At 63.8% G+C, this 19,664-nt stretch carries 11 protein-coding genes; 3 read left to right on the top strand and 8 right to left on the bottom strand.

Annotation, left to right across the window (positions count from 1 at the left end; all coding sequences use genetic code 11):
* The first annotated feature begins 51 nt into the window (after window positions 1–51).
* Together AC58EF_RS16555 and hutC are read left to right on the top strand one after the other, a co-directional pair.
* Window positions 52–1,416, top strand: coding sequence for a formimidoylglutamate deiminase (locus tag AC58EF_RS16555; protein WP_497277471.1), 1,365 nt, complete (start codon window positions 52–54; stop codon window positions 1,414–1,416).
* Entirely contained in the window at window positions 1,413–2,111 is a 699-nt protein-coding gene (gene hutC / locus AC58EF_RS16550) for a histidine utilization transcriptional repressor HutC (RefSeq protein WP_497277470.1), read from the top strand. The genes AC58EF_RS16555 and hutC overlap by 4 nt, the downstream gene beginning before the upstream one ends.
* Here hutC and AC58EF_RS16545 read toward each other — a convergent pair.
* The 5 genes from AC58EF_RS16545 to AC58EF_RS16525 all read right to left on the bottom strand — a co-directional run bounded on the left by AC58EF_RS16545 (window position 2,101) and on the right by AC58EF_RS16525 (window position 11,222).
* Entirely contained in the window at window positions 2,101–3,429 is a 1,329-nt protein-coding gene (locus tag AC58EF_RS16545) for an oligogalacturonate lyase family protein (RefSeq protein ID WP_497277469.1), read from the bottom strand. The two genes, hutC and AC58EF_RS16545, sit on opposite strands and share 11 nt — an antisense overlap.
* Before the next feature lie 16 nt (window positions 3,430–3,445).
* Window positions 3,446–6,148, bottom strand: a complete 2,703-nt coding sequence (locus AC58EF_RS16540; RefSeq protein WP_497277468.1) for an exo-rhamnogalacturonan lyase family protein — start codon at window positions 6,146–6,148, stop codon at window positions 3,446–3,448.
* 22 nt (window positions 6,149–6,170) lie between these two features.
* Window positions 6,171–6,836: a DUF6250 domain-containing protein gene (locus tag AC58EF_RS16535; RefSeq protein ID WP_497277533.1), complete on the bottom strand. Its 666-nt coding sequence runs from the start codon at window positions 6,834–6,836 to the stop codon at window positions 6,171–6,173.
* 26 nt (window positions 6,837–6,862) lie between these two features.
* Entirely contained in the window at window positions 6,863–9,553 is a 2,691-nt protein-coding gene (locus AC58EF_RS16530) for a TonB-dependent receptor (protein ID WP_497277467.1), read from the bottom strand.
* 199 nt (window positions 9,554–9,752) lie between these two features.
* The gene (locus AC58EF_RS16525; RefSeq protein WP_497277466.1) at window positions 9,753–11,222 is read right to left on the bottom strand and encodes a diguanylate cyclase domain-containing protein; all 1,470 of its coding nucleotides are present in this window, start codon (window positions 11,220–11,222) and stop codon (window positions 9,753–9,755) included.
* Window positions 11,223–11,446: 224 nt separating this feature from the next.
* On the opposite strand from AC58EF_RS16525, the gene katG reads away from it, so the two are divergent.
* Window positions 11,447–13,651, top strand: a complete 2,205-nt coding sequence (katG, locus tag AC58EF_RS16520; protein ID WP_497277465.1) for a catalase/peroxidase HPI — start codon at window positions 11,447–11,449, stop codon at window positions 13,649–13,651.
* Between the two features lie 42 nt (window positions 13,652–13,693).
* Here the strand turns inward: katG and AC58EF_RS16515 are convergent, their stop codons facing one another.
* From AC58EF_RS16515 to AC58EF_RS16505, 3 genes are all read right to left on the bottom strand, one after another.
* The gene (locus AC58EF_RS16515) at window positions 13,694–16,651 is read right to left on the bottom strand and encodes an amidohydrolase family protein (protein ID WP_497277464.1); all 2,958 of its coding nucleotides are present in this window, start codon (window positions 16,649–16,651) and stop codon (window positions 13,694–13,696) included.
* A gap of 158 nt (window positions 16,652–16,809) precedes the next feature.
* Window positions 16,810–17,442: a DUF4198 domain-containing protein gene (locus AC58EF_RS16510; protein ID WP_497277463.1), complete on the bottom strand. Its 633-nt coding sequence runs from the start codon at window positions 17,440–17,442 to the stop codon at window positions 16,810–16,812.
* 24 nt (window positions 17,443–17,466) lie between these two features.
* Window positions 17,467–19,551 carry a TonB-dependent siderophore receptor gene (locus AC58EF_RS16505; RefSeq protein WP_497277462.1) on the bottom strand — a complete coding sequence of 695 codons (2,085 nt, stop codon included), beginning with the start codon at window positions 19,549–19,551 and terminating at the stop codon, window positions 17,467–17,469.
* Window positions 19,552–19,664 lie beyond the last annotated feature (113 nt).

Raw genomic sequence — 19,664 nt, 5'->3', positions numbered from 1 at the left:
CATTGCACCGAACCTCGATAATGTATAGACATAATTGCGGAGGCCAACCCGATGAACGCAGACCCGTGCAACAGCTTTCACTTCGAATCGGCGCTCCTGCCCCATGGTTGGGCGGAAGATGTCCAGATCGTTGTCGGCGACGGCATGATCCTGTCCCTCGCCACCGGCGTTCCTCCGCAAGCGGGTGACAATATGCTCGGGGTCGCCCTGCCCGGCTTGCCCAACCTGCACAGTCACGCCTTTCAACGCGGCATGGCTGGCCTGGCGGAGTGGCGCGGCGCCAGCGACGACAGTTTCTGGACATGGCGCGAGACGATGTATCGCTTCGTCGACCGGCTGACGCCCGACCATCTCCAGGCGATCGCGGCCCTCGCCTATGCGGAGATGCTGGAGGGCGGCTTCACCCGCGTCGGCGAATTCCATTATCTGCATCACGACCGGGACGGGCGCGCTTTCGCCGATCCGGCCGCCATGAGCGCCGCGATCGTTGCGGCCGCACAGGAGAGCGACATCGCCCTCACCCACCTGCCCGTCTTCTACGCCCATGCCGGCTTTGGCGGCCTCCCGCCCGGCGAAGGCCAGCGCCGCTTCATCCATGATCTGGATGATTTCGCCGGATTGCTGGATCGGCTCCGCACCCTGCTCGCGCCGCTGCCCGACGCGATCCTCGGCGTCGCGCCCCACAGCCTGCGTGCGGTGACGCCGGATCAACTGGGTCGGCTGGTGACGCTGGCGGACGGCCCGATCCACATCCATGTCGCCGAACAGGTGAAGGAAGTGGACGACTGCATCGCCTGGAGCGGGCAGCGGCCGGTCGCGTGGCTGCTTGCCAACATGCCCGTCGACAGCCGCTGGTGCTTCGTCCATGCGACCCACATGACCGGGACCGAAACACAGGCATTGGCGGCGAGCGGCGCGGTGGCGGGCCTTTGCCCGATCACGGAGGCCAATCTGGGCGACGGCCTGTTTTCCGCCCCTGACTTTCTGGCTGCGGGCGGCGTCTTCGGGATCGGTTCGGATTCCAACGTCCTGATCGACGCGACCGAGGAATTGCGCCTGCTCGAATATGGCCAGCGGCTTGTCGCGCGGGGACGCAACATTCTCGCCCCGGCGGGCGGATCGACGGGCGGCACGCTGTACCGCGACGCTGTTCGGGGCGGAGCCAAGGCGCTTGGTGCGCCCGTGGGCTTGACGGTCGGTGCGCCGGCGGATTTCCTGACGCTGGACGACGCGCACCCCTCGCTGATCGGACGAAAGGGCGACGCCCTGCTGGATGGGCTTCTCTTTGCGGCGGGTCGATCGGCCATCGGCAGCGTGTGGCGGCGGGGGCGCCGACTGGTCGAAAAAGGCCGCCATATCCATCGCGATCGCATCGCGGCCCGCTATCGCGGCGTATTGGCCGACCTTCTGGCATGAAGGCGTCGTCGCTGCACGACCGTATCCGTCAGGACATTGAAAGCCGGATCATGTCCGGAGCCTGGGAGGCCGGACATCGCATCCCGCCCGAACATGCGCTTATGTCGGACTATGACTGTTCGCGCATGACCGTGAACAAGGCGATTTCCGCGCTCGTCGAACGGGGCCTGATCGAACGGCGCAAGCGCGCGGGCAGCTTCGTCGCCGCGCCCAAGGTGCATCGCGCGGCGCTCGACATTCCCGATATCGCCGCCGAGATCGAGGATCATGGCCACAGCCATAAGCTGGACATGCTGGAGCAGACAGAAAGGGAGGCCGGATCGCGCGATCGGGAATTGCTGGCGATGGATGGTGGCCCGGTGCTTGCGCTGACCTGCCTCCATCGCGCCGACGGTTTGCCTTTTGCGCTGGAAGAGAGACTCGTCAACCTCGCGATCGTCCCGGCGGCGCGGGACGTCGACTTCGTTGTGGAAAGCCCCGGCCGCTGGCTGCTTGGCCACGTGCCCTGGACCGATGCCCGGCACCGCATCACTGCCATCGCGGCCACGCGCGCGATCGCCGGACATCTCCACCTGCCGGAAGGCGCGCCTTGCCTGTCGGTCGAGCGCTGGACATGGCGCACGGCGGAACGGATCACCTATGTCCGGCAAATCTATCCGGGCGATCATGCGCTGACGGCACGCTTCATCGCCTGACAGAGGATGCGGCGCGCGCGAGCCGCGCGGCATAGATCTGGTTGCTGCCATCCATGTTGGACCGGAAGATCATCCATTTACCGTCCGGCGTGAACGTGATGTTCGGCTCCAGCCGATAGTCGTGGCGGCGCATGTCGACGATCTTCTCGGCCTCCAGCGTGCCCGGCGCGATAAGGTCGGCGGCATTGTCCGCATGGATGCCCGCCACGTCCGGGATCGCCTTGGGCGTGAACAGGTAGAGATATTTGCCGTCCGGCGCATGAGCCACCATCTCGCTGTCGCCGCCGTCGCCGGAAAAGCGCTGAAGGTCGGGCGCCTGATTATAATGGACCGACCACATATTGCGATCGACATGATAATATTGGCGCCTGCCGGTCGCGAGTTCATAGCCCGCCAGCCAGAAAACCTCGCCGCGCGGGGTCTGGAGATCATACCAGATCCACTTGCCGTCGGGCGAGAAAAACTCATGCCCGGCAATCTCCATATTCATGGCGCGCTTGTGGATGATCTGCTGCCCCGTGCCGTCGGTGCGGATGGTCCAGATGCGGTCGACCTTGTGCCACGGCCCTTCATGGCAATATAGGATGAGTCCGGGATCGGTGGGCGAGAACTGGACATGGTTCAGCCAGTCGGTCGACGCGACCACGATCTTGCGCTCGCCCGTGCGAATGTCGATGGTGAAAATCTCCATCGGGATTTTCGCTTCCAGCCGCTCATTGAGGCGCACTTCCTTCGCCTCGGCAAAGCTCAATGGCTTGCCGTCCGGGCCGTTCGCGGCATAGTTGGCCTGGCCGAACTGCTGCTTGATTTCTGGTTCCTTGGCCGTGCCGTCGGGCTGGAGCGGTCTGTCGCTCGCTGCCCACTGGCCAAGCAGCAGCGTCTCGTCGGCATTGATCGATCCTATCGATCCCTTCGCCACGGTCGCCACCTTGCGCACCGTGCCGCTGTCGATGTCGGCGGCGAAGATGGTGGTCGCACCCGCCCCATCGTCGCGCCGACGGCTGGCATAATAGAGGCTGCGCGTCTTGCGGCCGGTGAAGAGCAATTGCAGATCGGTCCCTTTGACCAGCGGCCTGATGCTCCAGTCGGCCAAGGTCACGACGCTGATCCCCTCCGGCGTCGAAATGACCATCTTGTCGCCCTGCGGCGTATAGCTGTTCTGGTGGAAATAGAGGCTGGCCGCGCCGCCCGGTTGGTCGGTGATCTGGACGATCTCATGCCCGGTCAGCGCGTCGGTCCATTGTCTCACCGGCCTGGCCGGGACATGGCTGCCCCAGGCGATCGCCAGCAATGCCAAAGCCGAAATGCCGCTTTTCATCCTCTTGTCCTTCTCTTCAGCCTTGCGCCGGCAGCGCATCGGGGATGAGCGCCAGATTTTCGATCGCGGCCAGCCCCCATTGGGCCGCTGCGTTGGTGGAGACATCCGGCCATTCGACCGTCGGCGCGATGACCTTCGCCCCCGTCAGTTTCACGCGCGGATCTCCCTGCGACAGGCCAAGCCCCGCTTCGCCGGACAGAAACTCGTCCCAGGCCCGGCGCGCCATCGCCGTATCGCCGGTTTCGCGAGCCAAATAGGCGGTGAGGCGCGAATGGCCTTCCTTCAGGTTGCGTCCGTTATAGGGCTCATGGAATTCCGCTTCCCATTCCGCCTTGGGCGCATTGAACCAGCGGCAATAATCCAGCCATGCCTTGCGATAATGCGGCACGTCGAGCAGTTGCAGCAGTTCCGCATTCACCTCCAGCGCCCCGAATACGGCATTGAGATGCGAAAGGCTGATCCTGTCTCCCTCCCCCATGAAACGCCCGGTCGCCAGATCATAGGGGGCGCTGCCCGCCAGCCAGCCCCGCTTCAGCCGCCCGATACTGTCCATGCCGGCCATCAGCCGATCCCGCCATGTCCGATCGCCCGTTCGTTCCCATTCGGTGAGCCAGGCCGAAGCAACCGAACACCACATGGTGCCGAAGCTCAGGTCGATGACGCCGTCGGGCAGCGGCTTTCGCTCGGCGCCCGGCACCTTGCGGCCGATCTCGACATGGCGGAGCGCCTGATCGGAATCGAGCAGATCGCGCATCAGGTCGCCGACCCGCTCGTCGGCGGTCAGATAATAGAAAATGCGGCGATAAATGGCGTTGCTGATGCGCGGCTGCTTGCTGCTGTCGCTCCAATGCTGGACGCCATGGCGCGTGCCCAGCCCCTTGAAGCGACCCAGATGATAGACGTCCACTTCGCCGGTATGGCGCGTCATTGCTTCGGCGAAACGGAACAGTTTCGGATCGCCCGACCGCAGCACGCTCAGCCACAGCCAGAGGTCGGGCGACAGCTCGCTATTGTCCCAGGCATAGCCGCCAATGTCGTAGCGCCACTGATGCCGGTCGGCGTCATAGGTGTGCATGACGTCGCCATGATTCCAGAAACCATACCAGCGGCGGCGATCCGCCTCACCCTCGTAGAAGAAGGCGAGATTGCTGATCTGGTCCTCGATCCGGACCTTGATCGGTGTGGAGCGGTCGGGAAGACCCCAGGGACCAAAGACGCCCGCCATGTGAATGCGCGCGGGCGTCACCATCAGTTGCGGGGGCACGGCATTGGCCTGCGCCATGGCGGAAAGCCGTTCGGCCTCCGGCGTGGCGGCGCAGGCCCATAGGGTCAGTTCGCTGGTGCGGGCGATACCGGTCGCGCTGTCCCAGCCCGGCTCATAATCCTCATAGGTGATGGCCAGCCCTTCATTCTGGGCGTCATAGCCCTCCATGCCCAGCACCCCGCGATAGGGGCGCATATCCATGGGCTTCGCATCGGGCGACCAGAGCCAGAGGCTGAGCGCCGCTGTGTCTGTCGCCGCACCGCGAATATCGATCTGGGCGGGATGGCGCTGCCAGAAATAGCGCGCCGCCATTGCGACACCGCCCTGTGGTGAGCCGACATAGGCCAGGCCCAGCGCACGGGCGCCGGCGGTGGAATCGACCCAGGCATGGCCAGGCGCCGTGCGCTTGGCGATGGCGAAACCGTCCGCCGTCAACTGACCGAGCGTGAAATCGCTCCAGGTCGGAATGCGATCCAACAGGGAACGGACACCCGGAGAGATATCGTCCAGCGCCACCGCCTTGCCCGCGATCTGGGCGGCGCGCGCCGCTGCGCCCGGATCGCGGCGCAGGCCGGTGAGCGGCCGCACGGCTTCGGAAAAGAGACTGCCGTCGGCCGTGGACAGGCGGACATGACGGTCGTGCGGCGCGCCCGTCATCGGGACGGTGGCGGCAAGGCCGATGCCGCTGACGAAATCCTTCGCCGGGTCGCCGTCGAAGATGAAGCTGTGGACGATGCGCAGATGCTCGCCTCCTGCATAGGCATAGAGGCGCAGGGTGAAGGGCAGCATCGTCCGCCCCTGCCCTTCATGCCTGCCCTCCAGCTTGACGACGGCGCGGACCGGTCCCTTCTGCTCGACCGTGATCCGATCGATCCGGCCGGTGAGGCGGGTCCGCCGACCGCCTTCGGGTGAATCATCGACACTGGCGACGAGCGAAAGGGCCGTCATGACCTGCCGATCGCCGGCCCAGGCGCCGGCGATGACGGCATGGCCCGACCGGGGAATGCGCCAGCGGGTCGCGCCGCTCAGAATGTCCACGCCGTCGGCGCCTTCCCACACTAAGACTGGGGAAGCGGGAGCCTGCGGCTTGCCGGGCAGGACTTCCAGACCGGCGGGCTGCGCCATGCCCGCCGGCAGCGCATGAGCAGACCATTTGAGCGAGCCATCGGGCCATGTCGCCAGGGGCCAATGCTGGGAGGGAAGCATTTGGCCGTCGCTCGCGCGCAGGCTGAGCGCCGCATTGGCCCGAACGGCGCCGCGCGGCCAGGGCACGCCGAAGGTCTGGCCCAGACTCAGCGCCGGCGCATCCCCGTCGATCCAGCGCACCGGCGTCTGCGGCGCTCCATGCGCGCCACGGCTTGCAGCCACCGTCTCGGGCGGCAGCAACGCCGCCGCGCCGCCCAAAAGACCAAGCCGCAGCATGTCCCGCCGCCTGACCGTCAGTTGCTCCTTCATGCCCCCTCCTTCTTGGCCCGGTCTATGGCCGGCTGATCGAAAAATTGCGTAGCTGGATATGGCTCTGCGTCGTGCGCACCCCGAAATGACCGCGCCTGTAGGGCGCATCGTCGGTCATGCTGAACAGGATTGCGCCATCGCGTTCCACCGCGATGCGCCGTCCATCGGCGATCAGCCGCAGGTGGAACCAGCGGTTCGGTTCCAGCATGTCCGCCTCGGCAAGCCGGTCATGCTCGGGCAGCAAGGGGCGTTCGCCAGCCTTGCCGACATAGCGTCGCATCCGCGTGCTCGTGTTGCGGTTGCCGCCGATACCGACATAATAAGTGCGCAGCAGGTCATAGGCCTCGAACGCCCCATTGCGCGGATGGGCGAGCACCGATCCGTCCGGCGCGCCCGGATCGGTCGCCATCCAAAAGGCATTGACGTCGCTGACCGCATCATGCGGCCCGCCGGCCGCGACCGCGCGGACTTGATAGTCGATCGCGACCGGACCGGCCAGTGCAGCACGAAACCATAGGGTGAGGCCGGCTGGCGTGTCGATGTCGAGCACCCCGCCCGCCGCCGCCACATGGGCATTCCCCGCCGCTTCGAGCCGCCATTGGTCGAGGCCTTGGCGGAAATCGTCGCGATGGAGAATGCGACCGGGCGCGCGCGCCGCCAACGGCAGGGAAGCCAGCGCGGCGAGCATCGCCCGGCGGTTGAACGCGGCTGGCGTCACAGCTTCAGGCGGACGCCGCCATAGACCCTGCGGCCGAAGGTTTCGATGATGGTGCGGCGATAGACGCTGTTGGCATTCTCCTTGCGCGTGGCATCGAGCAGGTTCACGCCTTCGAGGAAGAAGGACACGCCCGGCATCAGCGTGATGTTGAGCGAGGCGTCGAGTTGGCCATAGGCTTCACCAAATTCGGGGTTGCCGCCACGCCCTGCCGCAGTGATGAGATATTTCGAACGCCAGTTATAAGCGCCGCGCAGGCTGACCACATCATCTTCATAATAAGCAGAGATGTTGTAGGCGTGCCGCGACAGGCCCGGGAACGGCAACGCTGCGCCCGTCAGTGAGTCCGGTTGTTCATAGCCGCTGTCCTTCGAATAGGTGTAATTGGCGATCACACCCATCTGCTTGATCACCGGCGCATCGATAAAATCGAAGGCGAGCTGGGCGCCGGCTTCCACGCCGTTGATCGTCACCTTCTGCGACCCGTTGGTCGGCACGGTAATGGTGTAGTGCGTTCCGTCCGCCGCTTCATAATCCTCGGTAGTATTCTGGATGAAGCTGCTGATTTCCTTTCGGAAATAAGTCACGGACGCAAAGCTCGTCTTATTCAGATAATATTCCAGGCCCGCATCATATTGGCGGGCACGGAAAGGCTGAAGCGCCGGATTGCCGCGCGATCCCGTCAGGCCGACAACATCGAGCGTGAAGCGCGGCGCCAGTTGCTGCGGCACCGGACGGGCCATCACTTCGGTTGCCGTGGCGCGCGCCATCAGCTTGTCGGGGATCAGTTCAGCCTTCAGGTTGATCGACGGCAGAAATTCGGTGTTGTCGCTGTCGTAGGAAACCGGCGAAATGACTCCGCCCGCGTTCAGATAACCCGACGTGTTCACCTTGGTATTGACCACGCGCGCGCCAATGACGCCGCTGACCGGAACGGCGCCGACATCAAAGGCGAAGGCGGCCTGCGCATAACCGGCGAGGTTGCGTTCGTCCACGCGCCAGGTGTCGGTGAAGACCTGCGCATCGAACGGGTCGGGCACGCCGACCGCGTCGGCCACGCCCTGTGTCATGTTCAGCCAGCCATTATAATCGCCGGTGAAACCCAGATTGCCGGTGTTGAAGAAGGGCGAGGCGCCCAGCGCCGCATGGGCACCAACGATGGCATCAATCTGCGCCTGCACCGCCGGATCGGCAAAACCGTTGAGCACCGTCGATTTGTTGTAGAAACGGCTCTTGACCGACAGGTCGCGATATTGGCCGCCAATCTTGTAGGCGGTGAACGGACCCGCATCCGGCTTATATTCCGCGTCCAGCTTGCCCATTTTTTCGGTCTGGTCATCATAGCGCGGACGGCGCAGCACGGTCAGCTGATTGATCCCGGCCGTGGTTGTCGGATCATTGGGCAGAATGATCTGTGGCGCGTGCTGGCCATTGCCATAATCGACGATCAGGCTGGACATGCCGGTGACGGCTGCGGTGGCGTTGATCTCGTTATTATAGGCCTTCGCCTTGGAGAGCGAGATTTTCGGCGTCAGCGTCAACTTGCCGATGGTCCAGTCGGCACCCAGGGCGATATTGTAGGTCGTCCGGCGGATATCGCCCAGAATATTGCGGTAGGATACGCCGAGCTGCTGGGTCTGCGGCTTGGCCGGATTATTGTTCATCACCAGATATTGGACGCTATTGTCCGGGCCGATGATCGTGTTGGCCGTATCGATGACGCCGCCACTGGTTCCCGTTTGCAGATATTGGGACGTCACCGACTGGTTCGAACGGGTCCAGTTGCTTTCGAGATAGGCCTTGAAATCATCGCTCGGCTGCCATTCCACAATGCCGTTCAGCGCATAGCGGCGCGTTTCGAGACGATTGATGACATAGCGCGGAATGTCGGGGAAAAAGTCCGCCTGGCCATCATTGTTGATGTCATAATATTGGTTGTCGGGCGTATTGGGATCGCTGTCTATCCGAACCCAGCCGGTCGTCCGCGCCTGATGACTTTCCACATTGCGGTTCTCGAACGTGCCCGACACCAGCACGCCAATCGTTCCGTCAGCGAAGGTGTCGCTGCCGATAACGGCAAGGCGCGGGTCCATATGGTCGCCGATATCGGAATAGATGGCCTGCGCCGATCCGGCGAGATAGGGCTTGCCACCATTGTCGAAGGGGCGGCGGGTAATGACGCGCACGGTGCCGCCCACGCCGCCTTCGGTCATGTCGGCCGTGGCAGACTTCACGACTTCCAGGCGATTGACGAACTCGGACGGTAGATCGCGGAAGTCGACGTCGCGACCGCCGCCGACCGTGGTCGACAGGGCCGTGGTGCCGTTGATCTCCACGCGGTTCAGCGACGGGTCTGCGCCGCGGATGGTCACGCCAGACCCCTCGCCGTCGGACCGGGTCAGCTGAACCCCCGTGACGCGCTGGAGCGCTTCGCCGACATTCTTGTCCGGGAACTTGCCGATATCCTCCGCCGAAATCGCGTCGAGCACCTGGGGGGCATTGCGCTTGGCGTTGAGCGCCCCCTGCAAGCTGCTGCGGATGCCGGTGACGATGATGTCGGTTGCGCTCACATCCTCCTGCGCGCCACCAGCCGGCCGGGACGGCACATCCTGCGCGGCCACTGCCGGCGGTGTCACCGCTACAAGCGTCGCGCAGGAAATCGAAGCAAGTTTCACATGCCGCAACCGCACCAGTCACCCTCCCTTATAAAAATTCCACATATTGGAATTTGATTGCGTTATTTGGAAAAAATAGCTCCACTTTGTCAAGCGGCTGTTTTTCTGGGCGGACAGAAAGAGCCAGGCGCGCGACGGATAGAGACGCGCGAAAGGCATAAAATATTGAAAATGGAGTGTTTTATTGAAACCGTAGCACCGGCGACGGTTTCGTTCAGGAGGCGTCGGCGCTGGCTCGAAAAATCGGTGCGTCGAGTCCGAAAACCCGGCCGGACCCACGCTGATGACGCTTGGCCTGATAGAGCGCCAGGTCAGCGCGGCGCATCAGTTCAACCTGTGTTGCCGAAGGACCGTCAGCAAGCGCCGCGCCTACCGTCGCCGACACGCGCCGCGTTTCACCCGACTGTTGGACCGATACCTGCAATTGTTCCAGAACCTGTCGGATATAGGTTGACAGGTCCGCACAGTCGCGCGGGCGCGTGACCAGCAGCGCGAACTCATCGCCGCCCAGTCTGGCGGGGAAGGCATGGGTCATGCAGCCAGCCCGCATCCGGTCGGCGATGGCCCTCAAGACGTCATCTCCCGCGCCATGGCCAAAGCTATCGTTCACGGCCTTGAACCCGTCCAGATCGATCAGCAGCAGCGCGACCGGCTCCGCCTGCGCTTCTGCCGCGGCCAGGGACTCGGCGAAGCGGCGTTCAAAACTGGCGCGGTTGGGCAGGCCGCTCAGGCTATCGGTGCTGGCGCTGTGCCGCAATTCTTCCTCTCGCAAATGGCGGTCGGTCACGTCCTGGAACACGCCGACGATGGCGGCCGGTCGCTCGTGGCGAAACTCGATCTCGCCGACACTGCGCACACGGCGGCGAAGGCCATTGGCCGTAACAAGGTCCGCTTCGAAATCGAATGGCTCGCCCAGTCGCGCGGATTGCGCCAGCTTGTCCTGAACGCGTTTCGCTTCCTCAGGCGTATAGAAATCCAGAGCTTCCTCCAGCGTCGGCGGCGCGCCTACCGGAAGTCCGTGGATCGCATAGGCCTGATCCGACCATTCGAGTCGCTGATCGTCGAGCGACAAGCGCCACGATCCGATGCCCGCCAATTTTTCGGCCTGGCGGAACAGGCGATGCTGGCCGTCAAGAATATTGGCGCGGTCTTCGGCCAGATCGGCCATGTCGCGCGCTTCCTGCGTGGACGCCTGGGCTTGGATCAGGCTGCTCGCCACAGCGGCGAGATCGCGAAGGATGGCCAATTGCTCCGCCGACAGGCGACGCGGCCTGGTGTCGATGACGCAGAAGGATCCGATGCCGGGAAGATCATCCGCGAATCCGTTGCTATGCGGTCGCAGCGGCACGCCCGCATAGAAGCGGATGCGCGGATCGCCGCAAACCAGGGGATTGGTACCGAAGCGCGCATCCTGCCGGGCGTCTTCCACCATCAGCAGATCATCCTCGTGGATCGTATGCGCGCAAAAGGCATATTCACGCGGCGTTTCCCGGACGTCGCCGAGTCCCTGCACCGACTTGAACCATTGGCGCCGCTCATCAACCAGCGAGACAAGGGCTATCGGGCAGTCGAGCAAGCGCTGCGCCAGCGCGGTCAGAGCGTCAAATTCACGCTCCGGCAGGGTGTCGAGGATGTGAAAGCTCGCCAGCTTGTTCAGGCGAGCCGCTTCCAAGCTCTGATCCATGGCGCCATAATCCTGACCTACGGGAATTTTAACCGATAAAGCTAAGAAAAGATTACCGAAAGTTGGCAGGCCGTCGCCCTAATGGCTCCGCCGGTCGTTGCGGCCTCAGCGGCTCGTCTTGTAACTGTCAGCGGATTTTCCAATTTCTGCAGTAGCAGGGCCCGGGCCTATAAGGCCCATGACAGCCGAAGGGTAGCGGCTGGCCCAATGAGAGGAGTCGATCCATGGACGCGAAAACGAGCGGAAGCCCCCTGAGCGACCCGGCCAAGGAGCCGGCGGCGCTGCGAACGCTGCTGGGGCGAACCAACCGGGACTGGTGGCCCAATCAATTGTCGCTGGACATTCTCCACCAGCATGGCCGCACCGGCAACCCGTTGGGTGACGGCTTTGATTATGCGGAAGAATTCAAGAGCTTGGATCTCGCGGCGGTCAAGCGCGATCTGACCGCACTGATGACCGACAGCCAGCCCTGGTGGCCGGCCGACTATGGCCATTATGGCCCATTCTTCATCCGTATGGCCTGGCATAGCGCGGGCACCTATCGCACCGGCGACGGACGCGGTGGCGCGTCGTCAGGCACGCAGCGCTTCGCGCCGCTCAACAGCTGGCCGGACAATGCCAATCTCGACAAGGCCCGTCGCCTGCTCTGGCCGGTGAAGCAGAAATATGGGCGCAAGCTGAGCTGGGCGGACCTGATGATCCTGGCCGGTAATGTCGCGATCGAGTCGATGGGCGGACCGGTGTTCGGCTTCGGCGGCGGACGCGAGGATGTGTTCGAACCGGAAAAGGACATCTACTGGGGCACCGAGGAATTCTGGGTCGGCCAGGAAGGCAATGAGACGCGCATCCAACCGGAGAAGGAGATGGTGCTGGAAAGCCCGCTGGCGGCGATCCAGATGGGGCTTATCTACGTCAATCCCGAAGGTCCGGGCGGCAAGCCCGACCCGCTCCAGTCGGCGCGTGACATTCGCGAAACCTTCAGCCGCATGGCGATGAACGACGAGGAAACGCTGGCGCTGACCGCAGGCGGCCATACGTTCGGCAAATGCCATGGCGCAGGCGATGCGTCCAAGGTCGGCGCCGAACCGGAAGGCGCGGACATCGCGCAGCAGGGCCTTGGCTGGCAGAGCGGCCATGAAAGCGGCATGGGCGACCATACCATCACCAGCGGGCTGGAAGGCCCGTGGACGCCGACCCCGATCCAATGGTCGATGAACTATTTCCGCATGTTGCTCGACTATGATTATGAACTGGTCAAGAGTCCGGCCGGCGCATGGCAATGGCAGCCCAAGGACCAGAAGCCCGAGGATATGGCGCCGGGAGCGCACAGCCCCGACAAGCGCGTGCGGACGATGATGACGACCGCCGACATGGCGTTCAAGGAAGATCCCGCCTATCGGGAAATTGCGGAGCGATTCTACAAGAATCCTGATCAGTTCGCCGACGCCTTCGCCCGCGCCTGGTTCAAGCTGACCCATCGCGACATGGGACCCAAGGCCCGCTATCTGGGGCCGGACGTGCCGGCCGAAGACCTGATCTGGCAGGACCCCATCCCGGCGGGACAGTCGCTGAGCGACGCGGATGTCGCGACGCTGAAGGACAAGATCGCGGCCAGCGGCCTCAGCATCGGCCAGTTGGTCAAGACCGCCTGGGCGTCCGCCGTGACCTATCGCGATTCCGACAAGCGCGGCGGCGCCAATGGCGCGCGGCTGCGTCTGGCGCCGCAGAAGGACTGGGCCGTCAACGAGCCGGCCGAATTGGCCAAGGTGCTGGCGGTCTATGAGGGCATCAAGAGCGACTTCGGCGGCAAGGTCAGCATTGCGGACCTGATTGTGCTGGGTGGCAATGTCGGTGTGGAGCAGGCGGCCAAGGCGGCCGGTCACAGCGTCAGCGTGCCTTTCACCTCCGGTCGCGGGGACGCCACCGACGCACAGACCGACGCCGAGAGCTTCGATCCGCTGGAACCCCGCGCCGACGGCTTCCGCAACTATCTGCAAGTCCGCTTCAACGTGCCGACCGAGGAACTGCTGGTCGACCGTGCCCAGTTGCTGGGACTGACCGCGCCGGAAATGACGGTGCTGGTGGGCGGCCTGCGCGTGCTGGGCGCCAATCATGGCGGATCGCAGCATGGCGTTCTGACCGACCGGCCGGGGCAGCTGACCAACGACTTCTTCGTCAACCTGCTCGACATGCGGACGGCGTGGAAGGAAGTCAGCGACCGGGGCGACGAGGTGTTCGTCGGCACCGACCGGGGGACCGATGAGGAGAAATGGACGGCGACCCGAACCGACCTCGCCTTCGGCTCCAACTCGCAGTTGCGCGCCCTGTCGGAAGTCTATGCCGGGGCGGATGCGGGCGACAAGTTCGTCGCCGACTTCGTCAAGGCATGGGCGAAGGTCATGAACGCCGACCGCTTCGACCTGAAATGACGATGTTCGCCGCCGGGATGCCCATCCCGGCGGCGATCGCTTTCATTTGCCGGCATTGCCGATCAATTCCTCGACATCATGGCTGACGCCGTTCGCCACCACTTTCCGAACCTTGAACGTATTGGCGATATTCTCGCGCGGATCACCGTCGAGCAGGACGATATCGGCCAGCTTGCCCGCCTCCAGCGTCCCCGCGTCCAGGTTCAGCGCTTTTGCAGAATTGACCGTCGCCGTCTGGAGCGCCTGGAAAGGCGTCAGCCCCGCATCGACATAGGAAGCGATCTCCGCATGCAGATTGATCGCGATCATCGTGTCGGTGCCCGCGACGACATGCGTGCCGGCGTCATAGATTTTCTTGAGGCTGACAAGGCCGCCCGCCAATAGCGGCCGGGTGAAGACCGCCATCGGATCATTGGCGCCGGTGACGGTTTCCCGCGCCCAGCCGGGATAGAGGTTCACGCGCGGATCGCTGCGATAGCCGGGGTTTTTCTCCAGATAGCCGGTCAGCGCCCCGAAATTGGTGGGGGTCAGCGTGCGCCCGCTCCGCCCGAACAGCTGGATCACATCCTCATAGGCCATGCCGCCCGGTCCCTGCTTGGGCGAATAGCCGCGCCGGCTGGTCGCGCCCAGATGCTCGGTGCCGTCGACGCCGGTATAGGCGGCCGGGAAGATTTCATGGCCCGACACCGGAATGCCCATGGCGTGCGCCGCTTCGACAATGCGACGCTGGTAGAGGTCGGGCATACGCACATAGCTTTTGACGATATCATATTTCAGCGCCCGCGCCCGTTCCAGCTCCCGCTCCAGATGCGCCGGGCTGGAGACGGCGATGCCCATCTTGTAGTAGACGCGCTGCCATTCGAGCAGCGGCCCGCCAACGTAGAGACGCGGGCTGAGGCGCACGCCCGCCTCGGCCGCCTCGCGATCCTCGACCGCGTCATAGACCTGCGTGCCCGGATCGCGGACCGTGGTGACGCCATAGGCGAGCCAGGCCTTTTCCAGATTGGAACCGAAATCCTTCTGAACGTGCGAATGGAACTCGATCAGCCCCGGAATGGCGGTAAGGCCAGTGCCGTCGACGAATTTGCCCATATTGTGCAGCGCCGGATCATGATCGCGTATCTCGGCGATGCGGTTGCCCTCGACGATGATATCCTTGTCATGCTGGGTCGTGTCGGTGACGGAGTCGACCAGATTGCTGACATGGATGATCGTGCGGCCGGTCGGCTTGGCGAGGCGATAGCTGAGGTCGATCGGCACGTCGGCGATCACGCCGGTCGCGACATTGATCGTCTTCAACCGATCATCCGCCTGATAAAGGATCGTGCCGGAGTCCGCCGTCCAGGTCGGGTAGAAAGCTGTGCCTGCGGTATAGCTGCGCACCGGTCCCAGCGGCTTGGCCTGCTTGTCCACCGGCCAGATCTTGAGCAGCCCTTCATAGATGCCCGCCATCTTCGTGCCGTCGGGTGACCAGGCCGGACCGCTGCCGCTGCGCGTGTCGAGCGACATATTGGGTTCGGGTAACTGCCAGAAAGGTTTCCCCTTCCCGTCCGCGGGGATCACATAGACCTGGTTCGTGCCTTCACGGAAACTGTTGGAATATTTGTAGGAGAGGCTGATGGCGACATATTGGCCGTCCGCCGACCAGCTGGGGCTGCCGGGCTGGCCAAGCGAGCTTTGAAGGCGCGTGATCTTGCCCGTGGCGACGTCCACAACGCAGACGCCAGCGACGCCCCAGCGGCCGTCCACATCGATGAAGGCGACGCGAGCGCCGTCGGGCGACCAGGCCGCGCCCAAGGGCTGCGTGTCCATGGTGGTAAGCTGCCGGTCCTTGCCGGTTTTCAGATCCTTGATCCACAGCTGCGGCAGGCCACCGACGCGGTCCGAGCTGAAGACGATGCTCTGCCCGTCCGGCGACCAGGCGGGATCGGCGTCGAGTGCGGCGTCCCTGGTCAGATTTTCGGGCGTGCCACCCTTGGTCGGGACGACATAGAGATCGCCCACCGCGACGAAGGCGATGCGGCTCCCGTCGGGCGAAATATGCGGGTGGACGATGCCCAGCGCCTTGCGCGGCTCGGTGGAATCCCAATCGCGTTTCGCGCGCGTGTAGCTGGGGTGGACGACCTCCAGCGTGGCGGTGAAATCGACGGTGGATAGGGCACTGCCGCTGCGCCGGCGGATCTTGCCGTCCGAGACATAATAATAGCCGCCCTTCCCCCAGGAAATGCGAAAGGGGAAGACATTCTCCCTGCCGCTGACCGGCCTGCCGTCGATTTCCAGATGGCTGCCGGCATCGTCCGCCACGACATAGGCGAGTTCGCCGGCCGGGCCGAAGGAGGGCGCATCGGCCCGGCCCTTCACTTGCCTGAGCAGGCTTTCCTGGCCGGTGGCGAGGCTGGTGACGTAGATGGCGCTCTTCGTCATGCCCTCTGCGCCCGAATAGGCGATGCGGGCGCCATCCGGCGACCAGCTGGGCAGGCGATCCTCACGCGCATTGCTGCTGACCTGTTTCATCGCGCCGGTCGCGATGTCCAGCGTCCAGATGTCGTAATTACCGCTGCGGTCGGAGGAGAAGGCGATGGTCCTGCCGTCGGGCGAGAAGACCGGATCGCGATCGTCATAGACGCCGTCGGTCAGCTTCCGCATGTCGCTGCCATCGGGTCGGATCGTCCAGAGATCATAGCCGCCGTCGCGATAGGCGAAATAGACGAGGCGCGAACCGTCGGGCGACCAGATCGGCTGGCGCGCGTCGTTGAAATAGTCGGTGATCCGCTTCGCCTTGCCGCCCTTGGTCGGGATGATCCAGAGACACCCCTGAAGATCGACGGCAAGCCATTTACCGTCCGGCGACACCGACACCGCCATGGAGGTGCCTTCATGGACGTCGAAGGCAGTAGGCTTTTCCCCGCCGGGCGGCGGCAGGTTGGCGGGCTGGGCCAGAGCCGGCGCGGCGGCGGCGAGCATGAGGGCGAGCGCGAGGGTCTTAAGCGAAGACGTCATGGCGGATGGTCCCCTTGTCCGTGCGTAACCATGGGGAACGAAAGAGGGTATGAAATCCGCAGCTTGATCGATTGGGAAAGCGAAAGGGAGGGGAGATGATGAGCTTACGCCGCCGCAATCCTGTCGGACAGCGGCGGCGCAGCATTATGGCAGGGCGGTCAGTCGTTGGCGAAGCTGAGCGACGCCATATGATAGATGGTCGCCACCTTCTGGCCGGCGAGGGTCAGATCGCCCTTTTCTTCCTGCGTGGCTGACAGGATGTAGCGGCCCTTCTCCTTGAGGGGCAAGGTCACCCGACCCTGCGCGTCGGTCATGAAGGCCTTCGACCATTTGTCGGGCGTGATGGCGGTCAGCTTGGCGCCCGCCACCGGCTTGCCGTCGCGCACCAGCGTGAAGCTGTCGGCGCCGGGCGCAGTGGGCACGATCTCCAGCGGCAGCGCCGCCTTCGTCTCGCTGCGGCCGGCGCGGGCATAATAGATGACGCCCTCCTTCTTGCCCTCCTCGCCCCAAGGCGCGAAGACGCTGTCGTCGATCACGCGGACGTCGCCTGCGGGCGCCGCGACCTCGATATAACCGACCTTGCGGACCTGCGCGGCCTGCGAGGCGGGGACGATGCGGGGCGCCTTCAGCTTCTCGAACTCGGGGTCGCCGCCTTCGGGCAGCATTTCGCCCGGCTCGCCCAGATAGATGCGCGCAGGACCGGCGCCGTCGCGCTCGACCCAGATTTCATGCGCCTGCGCGACCGGCATCAGGCCAGCCAAAGCCAACAGCGAAATAGACAATCTCTTCATAGTCTCTCTCCCTTTCTAGTCCCGTCAGAACCTAAAGCCGACCGTGCCCATAACATTGCGCGGGGCGCCCATGAAGCAGTCGCCGCGCGCCAGGCAGGACGCATAATATTTGTTGTTGAGCAGGTTGGTCGCATTGATTGCGAAGCGCCAGCTATTCCAGTTGATCTCCGCCAGGCCGTCCACCGTGGTGCGCGACGGCGTGACGATCGACCAGAGCGAATTGGTCGATATGCTCTTGCCGCCATAGACCACACCGCCGCCCAGGCGCAGTTGGGCTTCGTCGGGAAGGCCGAAGGTCTTGGTCGACCAGATCGACGCCGTGTGGCGCGGCATATAGTCGAGGCTGGTGTTCACCTCCGACTTGAGCTTGCTGTAGCCATAATTGGCCAACAGTTCGAAATTGCCGGGAAGGGTGTGGCTCGCCTCGACCTCGAAACCTTTGGTCGTCAGTTCGCCCGACTGGGTCGTGGCATTGTTCGCCAGATAGAGGACGCGGTTGCGTTCCTTGATGTGGAAGGCCGTGACCGTGACCAGCGTCGCCGGTGTCGGCTGCCATTTCACGCCCGCCTCGAACTGGGTGCCGGTCTGGGGCCGGTAGGGATCGCCGATGACGCCGCCGGGCCCCTGAATATTGCCCGCCACGGGCAGGAAGCTTTCGGTATAGCTGAAGAAGGGCGAGATGCCCGCGCCGATCTCCCCGATGATGCCGGCGCGGAAGGTGGTGGCATTGTCCTTCTGGCCCGAGGAACCGGTGACACGGTCGCGGCGCGCCCCCAGCACGACCGAAACGCGGTCGAAGAAACGGATCTGGTCCTGCACATAGACGCCGAGCTGCTTCTGCGATTCATAAGTGAAAGAACCACTGGGATCGTAGGTCTTCAGCGCATCATAGTCGATGTCGTAAAGATCGACGATTTCGAGCTCCGGGACGGTGGCATAGCGCTTGCCGACCTTGTTCCAGCTATAGTCAATGCCGACGAGCAGCTTATGCTCGACATTCGCGCCGGTGTTGAAGTTGAACTGGAGATTATTGTCGGTCGAAAAGACGTTCATCCGCGCATCGCTGGCATCGGCATAGAGGCCGATGGTGCGGCCATAGGTGCCGTAGGACGCATAGGGCAGGAAGGGATCGAGCGGATTAGTGTAGCTGTCGGCATAATGGGTGAAATATTCGAGGTCGCTGTCGATATAGCGCGCCTTGAGGCTCAATCGCACATTGTCCGAGAAATTATGGGTAATGGACCCGCCGCCCTGAAGCGACCGGCCATTGTAGCGATCCCAGCCGGGCTTGCCGACGAAGGCATATTGGCCGAGCTTGCCGGTGGGGTTCGCGGTGTTGGGGAGGAAGGTGCCGACGATCGGCAGGAATTGCGAGGTCGATCCGGTGTCGTCCTCCTGATAGAGGCCGGTCAGCACGATGTCCGTGTCAGGCGTCGGCTGCCAGCGGATCGACGGCGCGAACATCACGCGATCGTCGGGGACATGATCGACATAGGTGTCGGCGTCGCGAACCCGGCCGACGAAGCGGACCGCCAGATTGTCCGCCAGCGCGACATTGACGTCGCCCATGGCTTCCTTGCGGTCGAAGCTGCCATAAACGAGATTCACTTCACCGCCCGTCCTGAACTCCGGCGTCTTGGACACGAGATTGACGAGGCCGCCGATCGAACCCTGACCGAACAGCACCGATGCCGGGCCGCGCACGATTTCCACGCGCGAGAAATTATAGGGATCGGATGTGATGCTGGCATAATAGCTGAAGATGTCGCGCATACCGTCGCGGAACTGGAGCGCATCGATGCCGCGGACGTTGAAGCCGTCCACGCGGGTGTCGCGGCCATAGGGATTGGCAAGAACGCCGGCGGCATATTTGACCGTGTCGCTGATGCTGATCGCGCCCTGCGCGAGATATTGGTCGGCGGTGATGACCTTGATCGGCTGTGGCAGTTCGATGAGCGGCGTTTCCGTCTTCGTGCCGGCATTGGCCGCGGTGACGACGATCTCGTCTTCGTTACGCGGCGCGTCGGCGTCCGCTTCGGCGGCCTGCACGGCGGGATTCCACAGCGCGATCAGCGCAGCCCCGCTCAGCGCAATAACCCGGATATTCATGCAATGTCCCCTTTTTGCGACTCATTTGCGCTCGCACGTAGCGATAATGCGACAAAATCGCAAATTAGGGGAACAGGGTCATCATGAACGGCGATGATGCGACGATCGCGGCC

The sequence above is a fragment of the Sphingobium sp. WR1 genome, assembly GCF_059693745.1.
This window is presented reverse-complemented; position numbering and strand designations above follow the sequence as displayed.